Below are 18,871 nucleotides of genomic sequence, written 5' to 3'. Positions count from 1 at the left end.
GCACTTCGGCGCCCGGGCCCACCGGCCCGCGCCGAAACCGGAACACCTCGTGGGGGAAGACGTGAAACAGCAGTCCGACGTGCTCGACCATGCGTCGAGCGCACCCGACACAGCGGGGCAGTTGAGCGCCCGCGACCGCACGGTGATCGGGGTGCTGCTCGTCTCCACGTTCGTCGTCATCCTCAACGAGACGATCATGAGCGTCGCCCTGCCGACGCTGATGTCGGAGCTCGCGGTCGAGGCGAGCGTCGGCCAGTGGCTCACCACGGGGTTCCTGCTCACGATGTCCGTGGTCATCCCGATCACCGGCTTCCTCATCCGGCGCGTACCCACCCGCACGCTCTTCGGCGCGGCCATGGCGCTGTTCAGCGCGGGCACGTTCCTCGCCGCGGTCGCGCCGGGCTTCGCGGTCCTGCTCGCCGCCCGCGTCATCCAGGCCGGTGGCACCGCGATCATGCTGCCGCTGCTGATGACCACGGTGATGACGCTCGTGCCGCCCGCCCGCCGTGGGGCCGTCATGGGCAACCTCTCGATCGTCATCTCGGTCGCGCCCGCGATCGGTCCCGCCGTCTCGGGCATCGTGCTCACCCAGTTCGGCTGGCGCTACATGTTCTGGCTGGTCCTGCCGATCGCGCTCGCCGCGGTGCTGCTCGGGCTGCGCCTGATCACCAACGTCGGCGAGCCCACGTCGGCTCCGATCGACCTGCCGTCGGTTGCGCTCTCGGTGCTCGGCTTCGGCGGTCTCGTGTACGGCCTGAGCAGCGTGGGCCACTCCGCCGAGGGAGCCTCGCCGGTGATGCTCTGGGGGGCCTTCGGCGTCGGTGTGGTGGGGCTCGCGGCATTCGTCGCACGGCAGCTCGTGCTGCAGCGTTCCGACCGCGCGCTGCTCGACCTGCGCACGTTCCGCTCGCCGACGTTCACCGTGGCGAGCGCGATGATGATGCTGATGATGGCCATGTTGCTGGGCACGATCGTCCTGCTGCCGATCTACCTGCAGCAGGTGCTGGCGCTCGAGACGTTCACCATCGGCCTGCTGCTCCTGCCGGGCGGTCTGCTGATGGGGCTGCTCGGGCCGGTCGTGGGGCGGCTGTACGACCGGTTCGGTCCGCGGGCGCTGCTGGTGCCCGGCGCGGCCGCGGTCAGCGCGGCGCTGTGGTCCACCACGATGTTCACCTCCGGGAGCTCGATGCTGCAGGTGCTCGGCTTCCACCTGCTGCTGTCGACCGGGCTCGCGTTCGTGTTCACCCCGCTGTTCACCTCGGGGCTGGGCGCCGTGGAACCGCGGCTGTACTCGTACGGCAGCGCGATCTTCGGCACCACGCAGCAGCTGGCGGGTGCGGCCGGCGTGGCGCTCCTGGTGAGCATCATGTCGGTCGGCTCCGCGGGGCTCGCCGCGGAGGGCGCATCGGTGGTCGAGCAGACGGCGGGCGGCATCCACGCCGCGTTCCTGGTGGCGGCGTCGCTGTCGCTGCTGGCGATCGTGGGTGCGTTCTTCATCAGGAGCAGCACCCCATCGGGGGATGCGCCCGTGGGGCACTGACGTCCCATTCGGCACGAACGGCACTTTCGTCCGCACCATTCGGGTGAAAGTGCCGTTCCCGCGTTTTCCGAAAGGTGGGGTACCCGCGAACCCCTCCGGGATAGCTCAGTAGTGTGGCCCGGCCGTTCATTCCTGATCCCTTTTGCTGAGCTGGGGGTAGATCCGCCCGTGGCCGACACGAACGTGGCTGACACGATCTTCGATTTCGTCATCGTCGGTGGTGGGACGGCGGGGTGCATCCTGGCCAACCGCCTGAGCGCCGACCCCGGCACGAGGGTGCTGGTGCTGGAGGCGGGACGGCCGGACCACGCCTGGGACCTGGCGGTTCAGCTCCCGCTCGCGATGGGGATGCCGGTCGGGAGCAGCTGGCACGACTGGCGCTACGCGGGGGAGCCGGAGCCGGGCCTGCACTCACGGCGCCTCGACCACCCGCGCGGCAAGGTGCTCGGTGGTTCGAGCAGTATCAACGGCATGCTCTACACCCGCGGGCACCGGGCGGACTTCGACCGGTGGGCCGCGGAGACCGGCACGCCGGAATGGGACTTCGCGCATTGCCTGCCCTACTTCCGCAGGCTCGAGAACTGCATCGGTGAGGTCGACGGCACGCGGGGGACAGGCGGGCCGCACACGCTGATGCGCAGCCCGGCGGAGGGGCCGATCTTCGAGGCGTTCTTCGGGGCGGCGCGCCAGGCCGGACACGCCGTGCTGCCGGACCTCAACGGTGCGGAGCAGGAGGGCTTCGGACCGTTCGACCAGGGGGTGCGGGGCGGCCGGCGCGAGAACGCCGCCCGCGCCTACCTGCACCCGGTGCGGCGCCGTCGCAACCTCGAGGTCCTGACCCGGGTGCACGTCACCGGGATCGACCTCGTCGGGAGCCGGGCGGTCGGCGTGCGGTACCGGCACGGGACGGGCGGCGAGTCCGTCGCGCGTGGCCGTGAGATCGTCCTCGCCGCGGGTGCGGTCGGGTCGCCGCAGGTGCTGCAGCTGTCCGGCATCGGGAACAAGGCGGAGCTCGAGTCGCTCGGCGTGCCGGTGGTCCACCACCTGCCCGGGGTGGGCGAGTCCCTGCAGGACCACCTGGCCGTCCACATCCAGCACACCGGCATCGCCCCGGTGTCACTGGCGGACGTGCGGAACAAGGCCCACTGGCCGAAGATCATCACCGAGGCGCTGGTGCGCGGCACCGGCCCGGGGGCCTGGAACCCCATGCAGGCGGGCGGCTTCGTCCGCAGCGCGCTGGCGGGCGAGTACCCCGACATCTTCTTCGTGCTCGCGCCGTTGCTGATGCAGAGCGAGGAGCAGTCCTTCCCGGTCGACCAGCACGGGTACCAGCTGCACGTCGAGGTCATGCGGTCCGGCGCCCGCGGCTCCGTGAAGATCGTGTCGTCGGATCCGGCGGCCCACCCGGCACTGCGGCTGAACTACCTGACCGGGGCCGACGACCAGCCCCGGTGGCTGGATGCGGTGCGCATCGCGCGGGAGGTGCTGGCGCAGCCCGCGATGGCCGCGCTCGGCGGCTCCGAGTGGCTGCCGGGCCCGGCCGTCCGCACCGACGACGAGGTGATGGAGTGGGTGGCGCGCACCGGGCGGACCGGGCTCCACCTGTCCTGCAGCGCCCGGATGGGCGTCGACGACGGCGCGGTGCTGGACCCGGTCAGCATGCGGGTCCGCGGGCTGGACGGCCTGCGCGTCGTCGACGCGTCCGCGATGCCGTCGATCACCAACGCCAACACCTATGCGCCGACGATGATGCTCGCGGAGAAGGCCGCCGACATCATCCTCGGCAACACCCCGCTCCCGCCGGAGAACCCCGTCTCTGTGCCCGGCGGTGCGCCGGGATCCGGCTGAGCGGGGGCCGGGCGTCGCTCAGCGACGGGCGATCGTCGACCCGCGGATCACCAGCCGCGTGGGCAGGTACTGGATACCGTGGCCGACGTCGACCCCGTCCAGGGCGGCGAAGACCCGCTGGGCCGCGGTGCGGCCGAGGTGCTGGAGGTTCGCGTCGATGCTGGTGAGTTGCGGCCGGGAGTTGGTGGTGAGCACCTCCCAGTTGTCGAACCCCATCACGGCGATGTCCTCGGGCACCCTGCGGCCGAGGTCGCGGGCGGTGTCGAGCACCCCGCGCGCGATCTGGTCGGAGCCGCAGAGGATCGCGTCGACGTCCGGGTGGTGCTCGAGCAGGAGCGCGGCGGCATCGCGGCCCCAGTGTTCGGTCCAGTCGGAGAACATGACGTCGCCCACGAGCTCGAGCCCGGCGGCGGCGAGCGCCTCGCGGGTGCCGACGGCGCGGTCCTGCGCCGCCGCGTAGGCGGGGTCGCCCGAGATGTGCGCGATCCGGGTGCGCCCGCTGCCGACGAGGTGTTCCACGGCGAGGCGGGCGGCGCCGGTGTTGTCGGGCGTGAGTGACAGGTCGGCCGGGTCGTCGGACGGGGCGTAGACGTAGACGACGGGCACGGGGATGTCGGGGCCGAGCGACGGGCGCGGGTCGGTGCGCTCGCCGACGACGATGAGCCCGTCGACGCGGCGGGAGAGCAGCGCGCGTAGGTGGTGCTGCTCGCGGATGGCGTCGCCGCGGGCGTCGCAGAGGAAGACGTTGACCTGACCGGCGCCGAACGCGTCCTCCGCGCCGGTGAGGATGGGGAGCACGAACCGGCCCACGAGGTCGCTGGTGAGCAGCCCGACCGTGCCGGTGCGGCCTGCGATCAGGCCGCGGGCCAGCGGGTTGGGGCTGAACGCGAGCCGGTCGGCGGCCTCGATCACGCGCTGCCGGGTGGCGGGTGCGACCTGGTCGCGGCCGTTGAGCGCCTTGGACGCGGTGGCGACCGACACGCCGGCGAGCCGGGCGACGTCCGTGAGTGTCACCGGCTTCGGGTTGCGCGCCGGCTCCGTGCGAGTCATCCGACCTCCCTGGAGCTCGCACTGTAACAACGATCCACCCTTGACCGCGGGTGCTGCCACGACTACCTTCCCGAAAAGGTTTTCGACCTTTCGGCGTGCAGCGATGCGGGCTCGCCGACGGATGGGCTTCAAAGGTTTCCTGCTCGACGAGGAGCGCGCATGAGCAACACTCGGGTCCGCACGGTGCTCGCCGGTGCCGCCGCGGCGTTGATGCTGGCCGTTGCCGCCTGCGGCGGTGGCGGCGAGACGGGCGGGGGCGCCGCGGCGGCCGCCGGTCCGGATGGCGTCGACGACGGCACCACCCTCACGCTGTGGACGAGGGCGCCGCTGGAGAAGCAGGCGAACCTGCTGGTGGAGGCCTACAACGCGAGCCACCGGAACAAGGTCGAGCTCACGGTCACCCCGAACGACGACTACGTCGCCAAGGTGGGAGCGGCCGCAGGCGCGGGTGGGCTGCCGGACCTGTTCGCCGCCGACATCGTCTACGTGCCCAACTGGGTGCAGCAGGGGCTGTTCCAGGACATCAGCGCGAACATCGACGGGCTCCCGTTCAAGGACACGATCAACGCGGGGCACCTGGCGGCCGGCACGTACGAGGACAAGGAGCACGTGCTCCCGTTCGTGCTGGACCTGTCGATGCTGTTCTGGAACAAGGACCTGTTCCGGGAGGCCGGGCTCGACCCGGAGAAGGCGCCCGCCTCGCTCGAGGAGTACGCGGCCGCGGCCAAGGCGATCCAGGGGCTGGGCAAGCCGGACACCTACGGCACCGCCACCGGCCTGAACTGCGGTGGCTGTCTCGTCTTCACCTGGTTCCCCAGCGTCTGGGCGGCGGGCGAGGACGTCATGAGCCCCGACGGCACGCAGTCGCTGCTCGCCTCGCCCACCGCCACGCAGGTCTACGACGTGTGGCGGGACCTGTGGGCGTCCGGCGCCGTGCTGCCCTCCTCGCGCGACGAGGCAGGCCCGACGTGGACCGCGGGCTTCACCGAGGGCAAGGTCGGTCTGCAGTTCTACCCGGCCACGCTGCTGTCCTCCACGCAAGGCTTCGACGTCGGGGTGGCCGGCATTCCCGGCCCCACCGGCGGCAGCTCCACGTTCGTCGGCGGCGACGGGATCGGCGTCTCGAAGGACTCCGAGAAGGCCGCGCAGGCGTGGAACTTCCTGTCCTGGCTGATGTCGGAGGAGGCGCAGGTCGAGGTGCTGGGCAAGAACCTCGACGTGGTCTCGCGATCCGACCTGTCGAGCAACAGGTACGCCGTCCAGGACCCCCGGCTCGTGACGATCAACGAGGTCGCCGTCAACGGCGAGACACCGGTGGCGACCAACTTCCAGCAGGCGTTCAACGCGACGAACAGCCCGTGGCTCACGCTCGTGCGCGACGCCGTGCTCGGCGACGGCGCCGGACTCGCGAAGAACAACGACGAGATCACGGCGGTGTTGTCGCAGCAATGACGGTCGTATCGGTTCGGCGGCGGCCGGTCCGACGGGCGCTGCAGGGCTGGCTCTACGCCACGCCCACCGCGGTGTTCGTCGGGGCGCTGTTCGTGCTGCCGCTGCTGCTCGTGCTGCTGATGTCCGCATCCCGGTGGCCGCTGCTGTCGGGCAACCAGGGCTGGAACTTCCCCGCCAACTACTCCCGGGCCGTCTCCAACCGGTTCTTCGTGGACTCAGTGGTCTTCACCCTCAAGTACACGGCGCTCGCCACCGTGCTGCTGCTCGGGCTCGGCCTCGGGCTGGCGCTGCTCGTGCAGGAGTCGAGCCGCTGGAAGGGCCTCATGCGCACGGCGTTCCTGGTGCCGGGCGCGCTCGGGCTGGCGTCGGCGTCGCTGCTGTTCTACGTGCTGTACTCGCCGTTCGCCGGCCCCTTCGCTCCGATCATGGAGAGCCTGGGCGCCACGTTCCTCGGCACGCCCGACGCCGCGCTGTGGTCCACCCTCTTCCTGATCGTGTGGCGCTACGCCGGGTTCTACATGCTGTTGATGCTCGTGGGTCTGCAGGCCGTGCCGGCCGACGTGTACGAAGCCGCCCGGATCGACGGCGCCGGGTGGTGGCAGACGTTCCGGCACGTCACGATCCCGCTGCTGCGCCCGACGCTGGCGCTCTGCACCGTCCTGTGCGTCACCGGTTCGCTGCTGGCGTTCGAGCAGTTCTACATCCTCACCAAGGGCGGCCCGGACAACAGCACGATCTCGGTCGTCCAGCTGATCTACACGGTCGCGTTCCAGGGCCAGAACGACCTCGGGGTCGCCGCCGCGCTCTCGGTGCTGGTGCTGGGGGTGCTGGTGCTGGTCAACGTGCTGCAGATCCGCGCGTTCCACCGTCCGGAGGAGAATTGACCACGCAGATGTCGCGCGCGGCGCCGCGGGCGGACCCGCCGCGCGTCGCCCGGCGGGCACCCACCACGAGCGTCGCGGGGATCGCGCTGCGCACCCCGTACTGGGTGTTCACCGGTGCGCTCGCGGTGATCTTCCTCTACCCGCTGGTCTGGACCGCCGTGGCATCGGTGTCGCCGCACGCGGGCACCAGCCAGGTGGACGGGTGGGGGTTCGGCAACTACCGGGCGCTGGGCGAGTACCAGGCCGGGATCTGGCAGTACCTCGCGAACTCGGGCCTCGTCTCGCTGCTCACGGTGGCGCTCACCCTGGCCGTGTCGACGCTCGGCGGGTACGCGTTCGCCCGGTTCTCATTCCCGGGCAAGAACCTGCTGTTCCTGGTGACGCTCGCGATCCTCATGGTGCCGTACGCCACGCTGCTGATCCCGCTGTACGTGCTGCTCACGCAGGTCGGGCTGCAGAACTCGCTCGTCGGGCTCGCGCTGGTGCTGACGATGTTCCAGCTGCCGTTCTCGACGTTCATGATGCGGATCTCGTTCGAGGCGGTACCGCGCGAGCTCGACGAGGCGGCGATGGTCGACGGGTGCTCCACGTTCACCGCCCTGTGGCGGGTGCTGATCCCTGCCACGGCGCCCGGCCTGATCACCGTGGGTCTCTTCGCGTTCCTCGCGGCGTGGAACGACTTCATGGCGCCGCTGATCCTGATCAACGACAGCGACCGCATGACGTTGCCGCTCGCGATCTCCAACCTGCGCGGCCAGGTGCAGGGGGTGGTCGACTACGGCGCCACCGAGGCAGGCGTGGTGGTCCTCGCCCTGCCCTGCATCGTGCTGTTCCTGCTGCTCCAACGACACTACGTGCGCGGCTTCATGTCCGGCGCGCTCAAGGGATGACATGAGTTCTCGCACCCCGATCGTGAGCCCCGTCGTGCCCGCCCGGGGGCGGCTGCGCCCGCTCTCCCTCGGCGAGGTGACGATCACCGGCGGCTTCTGGGCGCACCGTCAGCAGGTGAACGCCACCGCGACGCTCGCCCACATCGAGCAGTGGCTCGAAGGTGAGGGCTGGATCGCCAACTTCGACCTCGCGGCGGCGGGTGGGCTCCCCGACGGCCGGCGCGGGCGGGAGTTCTCCGACTCGGAGGTCTACAAGTACCTGGAGGCCGTGGCCTGGGAGATCGGCCGCACCGACGACCCCGCGCTCGAGGACCGGTTCCGCAAGGTGGTGGCGCGGGTCGCGGCCGCGCAGGAGCCCGACGGCTACCTCAACACGAAGTTCGGCCGGCCCGGGCAGGGGGAGCGCTGGTCGGATCTGGAGTGGGGCCACGAGCTGTACTGCATCGGCCACCTGCTCCAGGCCGCGGTCGCCCGCGCGCGCACCCGCCCGGACGCCGACGACGGGCTCGTCGACGTGGCCCGCTGCGCCGCCGACCTCGTCTGCACGGTGTTCGGGCCGGGCGGGATCGAGTCGGTGTGCGGACACGCCGAGATCGAGCCGGCCCTCGTGGAGTTCGCCCGCGTCACCGGCGACAGGCGCTACCTCGACCAGGCCGCCCTCTTCGTCGAACGCCGCGGCCGTGGTGTGCTGCGCGACATCGAGTGGGGCCGCTCCTACTACCAGGACGACGTACCCGTGCGGGAGGCCACCGTGCTGCGCGGGCACGCCGTGCGGGCCGGTTACCTGTCCGCCGGCGCCGTGGACGTCGCGGTGGAACGCGACGACGCGGAGCTCCTCGCGGCGCTGGCCACCCAGTGGGACAACACGGTGGCGCGGCGCACCTACCTCACCGGCGGAGTGGGCTCGCACCACCAGGACGAGGCGTTCGGGGACGACTGGGTGCTCCCGCCGGACCGGGCCTACTCCGAGACGTGCGCCTCCGTCGCCTCGATCATGTTCAGCTGGCGGCTGCTGCTGGCCGACGGCGCCCCCCGCTACGCCGACCTGATCGAGCGGAACCTGTTCAACGTGATCGCCACCTCGCCGTCGGCGCAGGGCACGGCGTTCTTCTACGCGAACACCCTGCACCAGCGCCGGCCGGGCACGGCGGCCGTCGACGGGGAGGTGTCGCCGCGGGCGTCGTCGTCGCTGCGGGCGCCGTGGTTCGAGGTGTCGTGCTGCCCGCCCAACGTGGCTCGCACCCTCGCCGGCCTCGCCGCGTACGTCGCCACCGCCGACGACGAGGGCCTCCAGCTGCACCAGTACGCCCCGGCCGCGATCCGCACCGCGCTGCCGGACGGCACGGCGATCGCGCTCGACGTGGAGACCGGCTACCCGCGGGACGGGGTGATCCGCGTCCACGTCCGCGACGACGCCGCCGCGCCGTGGACGCTCTCGCTGCGGGTGCCGGCCTGGGCCGACGGCGCACGCCTCGTCGTGGACGGGGCCGCCGAACCGGTGACGCCCGGAACGGCCCGGGTGCGGCGGGCCTTCCGCGCAGGCGACGTGGTGGAGCTGCACCTGCCCGTGACGCCGCGGTTCACCGCGCCCGACCCGCGGATCGACGCCGTGCGTGGGTGCCTCGCGGTGGAGCGCGGGCCCGAGGTGCTGTGCCTGGAGTCGGTCGACGTGGCCGCCGCGAGCGAGGGCCGGGTCGACGACGTCGGGGACGTCCGGCTCGACCCGGCCGTTGCCCCGCGTGAGGAGGACGGGGCGGTCGTCGTGCGGCTGCGCCGGTCGGTGGTGCCCGATCACCCCTGGCCGTACGGCCGACCGGATCCCGTGGAGGACGACCGGGCCGACGACAACGCCTTCGACGTGCCGCTCGTGCCGTACCACGACTGGGCCGAGCGCGGACCGTCGACGATGCGGGTGTGGCTGCCCATCTCCGAGGGCTGAGGCTCAGCGGACCGATCGGATCCGGTAGACGAGGACCGCGCCCGCCACCTCGATCGCGGCCGCCACGAGGTAGAGCGCCGTGTACCCGCCGAGCACGGTCACGACCGGTGCGGCGATCGCGGGGGCGATGACCTGCGGCAGCGAGCTGGCGATGTTGAGCACGCCCAGGTCCTTCCCGCGGTCGCGCGCAGCGGGGAGCACTTGGGTGAGCAGCGCGAAGTCCACCGCGCTGTACGCGCCGAAGCCGATGCCGAGGGCCACGGCGGCGGTCACCACGCCCGGCCAGGCCGGCCACACCGAGATCAGCACGGCCGCCCCGGCCATGACCAGCGCGCCCCCGGTGACGAACACGCGCCGCCTGCCCACGCGGTCCGACAGCCTGCCCGCGACGACCACCGAGGCCAGCATGGCCACCGAGTAGACGGCCGTGAGGACCAGGACGCTGGAGGCCGGGTCGGCCAGCCCGACGACGTCGGAGAGGAAGAAGAACAGGTAGAGCAGCACGATCGCGTTGCCGAGGTTCACCAGGAAGCGCGTGAGGAAGCCCCAGCCGAAGTCGCGGTGGCGCACCGGGTTGATCCAGAACCCGCGCAGGAACTCGCCCCACCGCCAGGTCGTCTCCGGCTGGTGGCCTGCGGGCCGCCCCAGCAGGACGTACGGGAGGCTGAAGAGCACGGCGGCGAACGCGCACAGCAGGTATCCGGTGGTGACGGACCCGGCGAGGACCGCGAGCCCGGTCCCGGCGCCGACGCCGACGACGAACGCCAGGCCGAGGTACCCGGCCGCCGTGCCGCGCTGTGCGGCCGGCACCTCGTCCGGCACGGCGGCGCTGAGCGCGGCGAACGGCGCGTTGAGCAGCGTCTGCACGGCGCACCACCCGGCCACCACCAGCGGGAGGGCCGGTGCCGCTGCGAGCAGCGCGATCGCGACGGCACCGCCTGCGAACCCGAGCGCGATCCAGGGCTTGCGCCGGCCGAACCGGGAGCGCGTGCGGTCCGACAGCGCGCCGAACAGCGGGTTCGCCACGAGGGTGCAGGCCGCGCCCGCCGCGAGCACCAGTGCGAGCGCCGCCTCCTTGTCCTGCGGCGCGAGCGCCTCGACCTGCTGGGGCAACAGCACCTGCAGCGGCCCGAACAGGCCCGCGTACAGCCCGATCCACGCCAGCGAGAACCGGACCACCCAGCCCGCCGACACCCGCTGCACCGGGTCGGCGAGCGTGTGCGGCGTCATCGTCCCCCCTTACCCACCGGGGGAGGATATGGCTCAGCCCGCGTCGACGGCGGCGCGCAACGCCTCCGCGGTGCGCTCCACCTCCCGTCCGTTCACCAGGACGGTGGGTGTCGCGGTGATGCCGGCCCGGGACGCCGCGTCGGTGACCGACCGGGTCCAGGCCGCGTACCGGCCGTCCTGCACGCAGGTGGCGAACCCGAGTCCCGCACCGGCCTGCGTCCCGAGGGCCACGAGCTGTTCGTCGGGCAGGCCGTCGCCGCCCTCCGGCGGCTGGTTCGCGTACAGCAGCTGCGCGAACCGGGGGAGGACGCCCGCGTCGGCCGCGCATCCGGCGGCCGCGGACGAGCGGCTGGAGTACTGCGTGCTGGAGAAGCGGTTCAGGTAGGCCACCGGGTGGTAGACGACCCTGGCCCGTCCCGACGCGACGAGCTCGTCGATCGTGGCGCCTGCCTGCTGCTCGTACTGCGCGCAGGCCGGGCACTGGAAGTCCAGGTAGAGATCGATCGTCACCGGCGCGTCGGGGTTGCCGACCGCGACGCCGGCCGCGGTGGCCCCCGCAGGCAGGGCGCCCGCGCCGGCCTGCGCGCGGTAGACGCCGAAGCCGACGGCACCGGCGAACAGCACCAGCACGACGACCGCGACGAGCGTCAGGGTCGACGGACCGCGCCTGGTGGCGAGGGTGCGGGGCATCAGGAGGACTCCTTCATGAGTGCGAGTCGCCCGGCCGGCCACCGGACGAGGAGCAGGGCGATCACCATCAGTGCGGCGTCGCGGGCGAGCTCGGGCCCGTAGGCGGGGTCCTGCCCGGCCGCGAGCTCACCGCCCGAGCCGAAGCAACCGCAGTCGATCCGCAGGCCGCGGGCCCAGGCCGACGCGATCCCGACGACGAACGCGAGCATCAGCACGGCCGAGACCGCCGCGGCCGCCCGGACCCCGGCCCCGACGACGAGCAGCACGCCCAAGAGCAGCTCCACGACCGGCAGACCGGCGCCGACGACCTGCGCGGCCGTCTCGGGCAGGAGCCGGTAGGCGCGGACCGCGCGCACGGAGGCGTCCAGATCGGTGATCTTCGACGCGCCTGCGGCGAGCCAGACGGCGCCGAGCAGCAGCCGTGCCGCCGTGCTGAGCCAGGCGAGTGCCGAAGCGGGTGGGGAGGTGGTGGTGGATGGCATCACCACGAGTGGTCGTCGCGGTCGCGGCCCCGGTTCCCGACGGTGATCGCGGGATTCGGATCGAGCCGGCCACCGATCGCGACGGAGCCGCCGAGCGCCTCAGGCCGCGCGGTGGTGGGCAGACGGCTGCAGGCCCCCGTCGCCGAACCGGCCGCCGCCGAACGTCTCGTCCCCGTGGGAGCCGTCGCCCGTCTCGCCCTCGTGGGACGCGGCCGTGGTGCCGCCGCCGTCGCGGCCGAGCCGGGCGTGCAGCAGCAGGAGGACGAGGCCGATGATCACCGGCAGGTGCCCGAGCAGCCTGCCGGCCGTGACGTGCCCGGCGAGCACGTCCAGCGCGCTGAGGGTCACCAGTAACGCGACGAACGCGCCGATCACCGGCACGAGCCCGCCCGCTCGGCGGGCCCCGGTGGCGGCCCAGCCGAACGCGACGCCGATGGCGAGGTTCCACGCCGCGCTCTCGTGCGAGAAGTGCGCCATGCTCGCCCCGGCGAGCTGGTCCGGGCCGGCTCCGGTCGCGGCGATGATCCCGCTGAGCGCGAGCGCCAGCTGACCGACGGCCAGCACCGCGAGGGCGGCGCGGACGGCGTCGCGGGCGATCGAGCGCCCCGTCCGCCGCGGTGCCGGTCGGGACTCCCCGGCGTCCAGCGCGGCGAGGAGCCCGGGCAGCACGTCCGGGTGATCCTCGGCGGGGCGGATCCGGGCCAGCCGGGTGACGTGCGCTGCCCGCTCGGAGAAGGCGCGGCAGCCGGCGCAGCCGGCGAGGTGGCGCTCCACCTCGGCGGCCTCCATCCCGGGATCCTCGCCGTCCATCCGCGCGGAGATCGCGTCCCGGAAGTCCTCGCACCGCATGTGCCTATGGTCGCAACACCGGCCTGCGCGGTTCCCGGCCCGGCCGTGGTTAGGCTGGGTCGGTGGCCGAACGACCCGACGACGACCGCATCACCGCGTGGGCGCTCGCGGCCGGCCGCGGTGATCGGGAGGCCCTCTCGGCCTTCGTCCGGGCCACCCAGCGCGACGTGCTGCGGTTCGTGTCCCACCTCGCCGACCCCGGCCAGGCGGAGGACCTCGCCCAGGAGACCTACCTGCGCGCCGTCGGGGCCCTGCCCCGGTTCGAGGCCACGGCCACCGCACGCACCTGGCTGTTGTCGATCGCGCGGCGGGCCGCGGCCGACGCGGTGCGCGCCGCGGGGCGCAGGCCCCGCACCACCGGCGTCGCCGACTGGGACACCGTGGCCGTCCGCATGGGGGCGGTGCGCAGGGCGGGCGACGAGGCCGTGCTGCTCGCGCAACTCGTCGCCGCGCTCCATCCGGACCGGCACGAGGCGTTCGTGCTCACGCAGGTGCTCGACCTGAGCTACGCCGAGGCGGCTCAGGTGTGCGGCTGCCCGGTCGGCACGATCAGGTCGCGCGTGGCGCGCGCCCGCGAGGACCTGGTGCGGGCCCTCGACGAGGGGAAGTTCGAGCCCGGGCGGCGCCGCGAGGCCTGATCGTCGCGGATCTCAGTGGTGCGGCTCGGTACGGTCCCCGTGTGGCGAGGATGACCAGCAGCGACCTGACCGGTACCGACATGACCGCCCGGTTCCGGGCACTGCACGTTCCCGGCGACCCGTTGCTCATGCCCAACCCGTGGGACGAGGGGTCGGCGAAGGCGCTCGCCACGCTGGGGTTCGCGGCGCTGGCCACCACCAGCAGCGGGTTCGCGGCCACCGCGGGCCTCGTCGACGGTGCGGTGGGCGCGGTGGACACGCTCGAGCACGCCGCCGCGGTGGCGCTGTGCGTGGACATCCCGGTGAGCGCCGACCTCGAGGACGGGTGGGGGGACGACCCGGGCGAGGTGGCCAGCACCGTCGCCGAGGCCGTCGAGTCCGGCCTGGCCGGCTGCTCGATCGAGGACTACAGCGCGGGCGCCGACCCCGAGATCCACGACATCGGCCTGGCGGCCGAGCGGATCGCCGCCGCGGCGGACGCCGCCCAGGAGGGCCGTGGGCTGGTGCTCACCGCCCGCGCCGAGAACTTCATCCGGGGCAACCCCGACCTCGGCGACACGATCGAACGCCTCCAGGCCTACCAGGAGGCGGGCGCTGAGGTGCTGTACGCGCCGGGCCTGGTGCGGCTCGCCGACATCCGCAGCCTGGTGTCGTCGGTCGACCGGCCGGTGAACGTGCTGCTGATGCCGGGGATGGCGCCCATCGAGGAGCTGGCCGATGCCGGGGTGGCCCGCATCTCGGTCGGGGGCACGTTCAGCGCGGTCGCGTTCGGGGCGCTCGCCCGTGCCGCCCGCGAGCTGAAGGAGCAGGGCACGTACGGGTTCTTCGAGCTGGCGCGCGAGGGCCGCGAGCTGACGACGAGGGCATTCCGCCTGCACTAGAAGTGGTTAGAAATCACTAGATGCGCGCCAAATACCGGCGCGTCAGAGTGACGCGCGTCACTCTCGGGTGACATGGCGTTGTCGGTCCGTCGCCGTTCGGCGCGTCGCGCATACGCTGTCCGTCGCCTCGGCGATCTTGCTCGGTGGGTCGCCGCGGACGCCCCGTCCCTCGCGCAGAACGGATGACGCCCGTGCGACTCGCGCCGCTCCTGACCGTCGTCGCTGCAGTGGTGGGGTTGACCGGGGCGCTGGCCCCACCGGCCGCTGCCACCGGACCCATGGCCCCCGCGCAGGCCGAGGAGCCGTGGCGGCTGAGCGGTGACCTCACCGCCCACGACCCGGCGCTGGTCGCGGGTGGCGGAGGGGACAACTGGTACGTCTTCGCCACCGGCGAGGAGGGCAAGGGCGCGGGCAACATCCAGATCCGCTCCTCGCCCAACGGGCGCAAGTGGACCTACGAGGGCACCGTCTGGGACGAGATCCCGCAGTGGATCAAGGACGAGGTGCCCGGCGTGAAGAACATCTGGGCCCCGGAGATCTACGAGGCCAACGGCATGTACTACCTGTACTACGCGGCATCCACCTGGGGACACAACAGGTCCGTGATCGGGCTGGCCACCAACGAGACGCTCGATCCGTCCGACCCGGCCTACGAGTGGGTGGACCGCGGTGAGGTCATCGGCTCCGTACCGGACGACGACTACAACGCGATCGACCCGGGCATCATCGAGGACGGGTCGGGCACGCCGTGGATGGCGTTCGGCTCCTACTGGAGCGGGATCCGGATGGTGAAGCTCGACTGGCCGTCGGGGAAGCTCGCCGACCCCGATGCGGAGCCGCTGCACATCGCCGACCGCAAGGCCTCACCCAACGCCATCGAGGCGGCCTACTTCGTGAAGAACGACGGCTACTACTACCTGTTCACGTCGTGGGGCCAGTGCTGCCAGGGTGCCGACAGCGACTACAAGATCATGGTCGGGCGGTCGAAGAAGGTCACCGGGCCCTACGTCGACCGGGACGGCCGGAAGCTCCTCGACGGGGGCGGCACGACGGTGCTCACTGCCTCGGGCAACCGTGTCGGCCCGGGCGGGCAGTCCGCAGCCGACGACATCCTCGCCTACCACTACTACGACAAGTCGGCGAACGGGGCGACGAAGTTGGCCCTGCAGCCCATCGTGTGGGACGACGACGGCTGGCCGCTGCTCGCCAACCGGGAGTGATCAGGCCACTTCACACACCCGTCGTCCGCTTCACACAAGACCGGTCCTGTGTGAAGCGGCGGCTGGGTGTGTGAAGTCGGGGGTCGGCGGGATCTCGAGGGGGAGCGCTGCCTCCACCCGGCCGCCGTCAGGGGTGGGACCTGCCGTGCACCGCCCGCCGACCTCGGCCGCGCGTTCGGCCATCGCGCTCAGGCCGACCCCGGGTTGCCAGCGCGTGCCGCTCTGGGCGCCGTCGTCGGTGACGGTCACGCGCAGCTCGTCCGGCGCGACCGCCAGCCCCACGCAGGCCCGGCGCGCGCTCGAGTGCCGGGCCACGTTCGTGATCGCCTCGACGGCGATCCGGTAGGCGGCCACCTCCACGGCGGCCGGCAGCCACGGTGTCGGCGCAGGCGCGTCCACCGTGACCTGCAGCGCACGTCCGCCGCCGGACAGCCGCTCGGCCTGTTGGCGCAGCGCGCCCGCGAGCCCCAGCTCGTCCAGCGCCGGCGGGCGCAGCCCGTAGACGACCCGGCGGACGTCGTCGATCGCCGCCGCGGTCGTGGCGCGCAGCTCCGCGAGCATCGCGTCGGCCCGGGCCGGGTCGGCGGCGAGGGTGTTCCGCACCGCGTCGATCTTGTAGGCCATGCCGGTGAGCGTGGGGCCGAGCCCGTCGTGCAGGTCACGGCGCAGGCGCTTGCGCTCCTCCTCCTGGCCCGCGACGATCCGGCCGCGCGACGCCGCCACTTCCTCGGCCAGCCGTCCCGCGCGCAGCGCCATCGCGAGCGGGACGGCCGTCACCTCCAGCACCCGGCGGTCGGCGTCGGCGACGGCCGACTCGCCGCCGCGCAGCCCGACGACGAGCTGGCCCGCCGTCTCGCCCCACTCCAGCGGGATGATGTGCACGTCCGCGGTCGGGGTGCCGGACTCGGTGATGGTCCCGCCGTCGGCGCGCACCGCGGCGTACGGCAGGCGCAGCGCCTCGCGCAGGGCGTCCAGCGCCGTGACGTGGTCGGCATCGGTGCTCGCGAGCAGGCGGCTCCCGACGTGGGAGACCACGCGCACCGGGTCGGCGCGCTCGCCGTAGAAGAGCCGGTCTACCACGCGTTGCAGGCGCATCCGCACGGGGTGGAACGCCAGCGCCACCACGATCGTCGCGAGGATGGAACCGCCGAGATCGAGGCCGGTGCGGACCAGCCGGTCCATGAGCGTGACCAGACCGACGTACACAGCGGCGACGGCGGCGGTGAGCGCGAGGTACAGCACCGTGCGCGAGACGACGAGGCGGATGTCGAACAGCTGGTACCGCAGGATCGCGACCGCGATCGCCACCGGCACGAGCTGGAAGGCCAGCAGCAGCAGGATCGGGCCGTCACCGGTGGCGAACCGCTGCGCGTTCGCGGCGAACGCCAGCACGACCGCGAGCAGCAGCCACAGCAGCTGCCGGCGCACCATCTCGCTGCCCTGCCGGTACCGGCCGACCAGCCGCACGACGATCAGCGCGGCGAGGCCGAGGGAGAGCAGGTTCGCGGCCGTCCACAGCGGCTCGAGCCGCGCGTGGACCGGCAGCAACAGGTAGGACTGGACGCCTGCCCAGGGCCCGAACGGGTCGGGCGAGGTGCCCATCTGCAGGGCGAAGAGCAACCCGTATCCGACGAAGGCGTACCCGACCCGGCGCCAGCGGGGCGACTCCTCGCGGCCGGTGGGGAAGCGCAGCAGGGCGAGGGGGAAGGCCATCCCGATCCCGAACGGCCACGCGATGAGGAAGATCGTGGCGAGCAGCCGGATCGCGGGCTCGGGCCAGCCTGCGGCGAGGCCGTGGAACGCCCAGGGCGCCGCGGCCGCAGTCGTGAGGTGGGCGAGCGCGCCGGAGAGGAACAGCCAGCCGATCGGGTTGCGTGGCCGGTGCAGGGCGATCACCAGGCCACAGCCGCCGAACCCGAGGCCGAACGCGGAGTTGGTGAGGACGTAGGAGCCGACGATGTCGAGGCCCGGGCCCGCGGCCCATGTGCCTGCGCTCATCAGGGCGAGCAGGGCGAGGCCCGCCCCGGCGAGCAGCCAGGCCAGCGGGCGCGAGGCGGTCACCGCTGGGCCCGGGGTGAGCCGAGGCCGCCCTGCCGGGCCACCGCGATCGCCTCGGCCCGCCCGGCGACCTGCAGCTTGGTGAAGATCGCCGAGAGGTGGTTGGCCACGGTCTTGGCCGCGAGCCCGAGCCGGGCGGCGACCGCGGTGTTCGTCAGCCCGGCCGCGATGAGGTCGAGCACGTCGCGCTCGCGTGCGGTCAGGTCGGGGAACGGCACGTCCGGCCGGGGTGGTGCCGCGAAGTAACCGAGCAGCCGCGCCGCCACGCCGGGGCCGAAGATCGCCTGGCCCGCCGCGACCGCGCGGATCGCGCCCGTGATCTCCGCCTGCCCGGCGCCCTTGAGCAGGTAGCCCCGTGCCCCGGCGCGCATCGCGGCGAACACCGAATCGTCGTCGTCGAACATCGTCAGCACGAGCACGGCCGCGGCCGGCACCGCCCGCACGATCTCGCGGGTGGCCGCGATCCCGTCGAGGTCGGGCATGTGCAGGTCCATCACCACGACGTCGGGGCGGTGCAGCACCGCCTCGCGCACCGCCTCCCGCCCCGTCGCCGCCTCCCCGACCAGCTCGACGCCCGGCAGGGACGCGAGCAGGGAGCGCAGGCCGTCGCGCACGACGGGGTGGTCGTCGGCGAGCACGACGCGCACGGGCGCCGGGGTGGGCTCGGTCACGGCCCCATCATCGGGCCTGTCGCTCCCAGGTGGCTCGGGAACTTCTCCCGGGTCACCGGGAGAACCTCCCGGCACGCGGCGCGGAAGACCCATGTGCCGGGGAACGGGCGGCGATCACGCTCGAGCCATGAGAACACCACTGCTCACGGCCGGCCTCGTGCTCGCCGGGCTGCTCGGCCTCGCCGACCTCGCCACGCCGTTCGTCACCGACGGCGAGCACCCACCGGTCGTCATCGCGCTGCTGGCCGCCGCGATCGGGCTGGCGACGCTCGTCGCCGCCGTCGCGGCATGGCGCGGCAGCCGGGGCGGCGCCTGGGTCGTGATCGCCACCCGGCTCGTCAGCGCGGTCATCGCCCTTCCCGCCTTCGTCGTCCCGGACGTGCCCGCCCCTGCGGTGCTCGCCGCGGGCGCCGGGGTGGTGGCCACGCTGCTGGCCGCGGGTCTGATCGTCACCGGGCTCGCCCGCATGCGCACGCTCGGTGCCGAACGGTGACCCGGTCGAACCCCGATCGGCAACCCGGTCGTATCCGTGGCGGGGTTCGCGTCTCC

At 73.0% G+C, this 18,871-nt stretch carries 17 protein-coding genes; 10 read left to right on the top strand and 7 right to left on the bottom strand.

Annotated elements, in window-relative coordinates; translation table 11 throughout:
* Positions 1-61 precede the first annotated feature (61 nt).
* Entirely contained in the window at positions 62-1,540 is a 1,479-nt protein-coding gene (locus tag FHX44_RS38570) for a DHA2 family efflux MFS transporter permease subunit (protein WP_147260268.1), read from the top strand.
* A 183-nt stretch (positions 1,541-1,723) separates the two neighbouring features.
* On the top strand, positions 1,724-3,388 hold the full coding sequence (locus tag FHX44_RS38565; RefSeq protein WP_147261819.1) for a choline dehydrogenase: 1,665 nt from the start codon (positions 1,724-1,726) through the stop codon (positions 3,386-3,388).
* An 18-nt stretch (positions 3,389-3,406) separates the two neighbouring features.
* Here FHX44_RS38565 and FHX44_RS38560 read toward each other — a convergent pair whose 3' ends face one another.
* Positions 3,407-4,438: a LacI family DNA-binding transcriptional regulator gene (locus FHX44_RS38560; RefSeq protein ID WP_147260267.1), complete on the bottom strand. Its 1,032-nt coding sequence runs from the start codon at positions 4,436-4,438 to the stop codon at positions 3,407-3,409.
* 159 nt (positions 4,439-4,597) lie between these two features.
* Between FHX44_RS38560 and FHX44_RS38555 the strand changes: the two genes are divergently transcribed.
* From FHX44_RS38555 to FHX44_RS38540, 4 genes are read left to right on the top strand one after another with little or no spacing between them, the layout of a single operon-like run.
* On the top strand, positions 4,598-5,890 hold the full coding sequence (locus tag FHX44_RS38555; RefSeq protein ID WP_147260266.1) for an ABC transporter substrate-binding protein: 1,293 nt from the start codon (positions 4,598-4,600) through the stop codon (positions 5,888-5,890).
* A complete protein-coding gene (locus FHX44_RS38550; RefSeq protein WP_212612845.1) occupies positions 5,887-6,774 on the top strand; it encodes a carbohydrate ABC transporter permease in 888 nt (295 codons plus the stop codon). The genes FHX44_RS38555 and FHX44_RS38550 overlap by 4 nt, the downstream gene beginning before the upstream one ends.
* A complete protein-coding gene (locus FHX44_RS38545; RefSeq protein ID WP_246170822.1) occupies positions 6,771-7,664 on the top strand; it encodes a carbohydrate ABC transporter permease in 894 nt (297 codons plus the stop codon). The genes FHX44_RS38550 and FHX44_RS38545 overlap by 4 nt, the downstream gene beginning before the upstream one ends.
* Position 7,665: 1 nt before the next feature.
* Positions 7,666-9,603: a glycoside hydrolase family 127 protein gene (locus tag FHX44_RS38540; RefSeq protein WP_147260265.1), complete on the top strand. Its 1,938-nt coding sequence runs from the start codon at positions 7,666-7,668 to the stop codon at positions 9,601-9,603.
* A 3-nt stretch (positions 9,604-9,606) separates the two neighbouring features.
* Here the strand turns inward: FHX44_RS38540 and FHX44_RS38535 are convergent, their stop codons facing one another.
* From FHX44_RS38535 to FHX44_RS38520, 4 genes are all read right to left on the bottom strand, one after another.
* The gene (locus FHX44_RS38535) at positions 9,607-10,833 is read right to left on the bottom strand and encodes an MFS transporter (RefSeq protein ID WP_147260264.1); all 1,227 of its coding nucleotides are present in this window, start codon (positions 10,831-10,833) and stop codon (positions 9,607-9,609) included.
* Between the two features lie 33 nt (positions 10,834-10,866).
* Positions 10,867-11,523 carry a DsbA family protein gene (locus FHX44_RS38530; RefSeq protein WP_147260263.1) on the bottom strand — a complete coding sequence of 219 codons (657 nt, stop codon included), beginning with the start codon at positions 11,521-11,523 and terminating at the stop codon, positions 10,867-10,869.
* Complete coding sequence (locus FHX44_RS38525; RefSeq protein WP_147261816.1) at positions 11,523-12,005, bottom strand: MauE/DoxX family redox-associated membrane protein; 483 nt, start codon at positions 12,003-12,005, stop codon at positions 11,523-11,525. The genes FHX44_RS38530 and FHX44_RS38525 overlap by 1 nt, the downstream gene beginning before the upstream one ends.
* A gap of 99 nt (positions 12,006-12,104) precedes the next feature.
* Entirely contained in the window at positions 12,105-12,854 is a 750-nt protein-coding gene (locus FHX44_RS38520; protein ID WP_147260262.1) for a zf-HC2 domain-containing protein, read from the bottom strand.
* A 62-nt stretch (positions 12,855-12,916) separates the two neighbouring features.
* Between FHX44_RS38520 and FHX44_RS38515 the strand changes: the two genes are divergently transcribed.
* The 3 genes from FHX44_RS38515 to FHX44_RS38505 all read left to right on the top strand — a co-directional run bounded on the left by FHX44_RS38515 (position 12,917) and on the right by FHX44_RS38505 (position 15,593).
* The gene (locus tag FHX44_RS38515; protein ID WP_170309216.1) at positions 12,917-13,492 is read left to right on the top strand and encodes a sigma-70 family RNA polymerase sigma factor; all 576 of its coding nucleotides are present in this window, start codon (positions 12,917-12,919) and stop codon (positions 13,490-13,492) included.
* Between the two features lie 50 nt (positions 13,493-13,542).
* Positions 13,543-14,373 (top strand): isocitrate lyase/PEP mutase family protein, encoded by an 831-nt coding sequence (locus FHX44_RS38510; protein WP_246171050.1) that lies wholly within the window; start codon positions 13,543-13,545, stop codon positions 14,371-14,373.
* A 182-nt stretch (positions 14,374-14,555) separates the two neighbouring features.
* A complete protein-coding gene (locus FHX44_RS38505; RefSeq protein WP_147260261.1) occupies positions 14,556-15,593 on the top strand; it encodes an arabinan endo-1,5-alpha-L-arabinosidase in 1,038 nt (345 codons plus the stop codon).
* Between the two features lie 30 nt (positions 15,594-15,623).
* On the opposite strand, the gene FHX44_RS38500 is transcribed toward FHX44_RS38505, so the two are convergent.
* Positions 15,624-17,654 (bottom strand): sensor histidine kinase, encoded by a 2,031-nt coding sequence (locus tag FHX44_RS38500; protein WP_212612844.1) that lies wholly within the window; start codon positions 17,652-17,654, stop codon positions 15,624-15,626.
* A complete protein-coding gene (locus FHX44_RS38495) occupies positions 17,651-18,322 on the bottom strand; it encodes a response regulator transcription factor (RefSeq protein ID WP_246170821.1) in 672 nt (223 codons plus the stop codon). The genes FHX44_RS38500 and FHX44_RS38495 overlap by 4 nt, the downstream gene beginning before the upstream one ends.
* A gap of 127 nt (positions 18,323-18,449) precedes the next feature.
* On the opposite strand from FHX44_RS38495, the gene FHX44_RS38490 reads away from it, so the two are divergent.
* A complete protein-coding gene (locus FHX44_RS38490) occupies positions 18,450-18,815 on the top strand; it encodes a hypothetical protein (protein WP_147260260.1) in 366 nt (121 codons plus the stop codon).
* The last annotated feature ends 56 nt before the right edge of the window (positions 18,816-18,871 follow it).

Origin of the sequence: Pseudonocardia hierapolitana (assembly GCF_007994075.1) — a bacterium.
In the GTDB taxonomy this organism is placed as follows: Bacteria; Actinomycetota; Actinomycetes; order Mycobacteriales; family Pseudonocardiaceae; genus Pseudonocardia; species Pseudonocardia hierapolitana.
The sequence above is the reverse complement of the archived record's forward strand: the minus strand, read 5'-3'. Positions and strand labels throughout refer to the sequence as shown.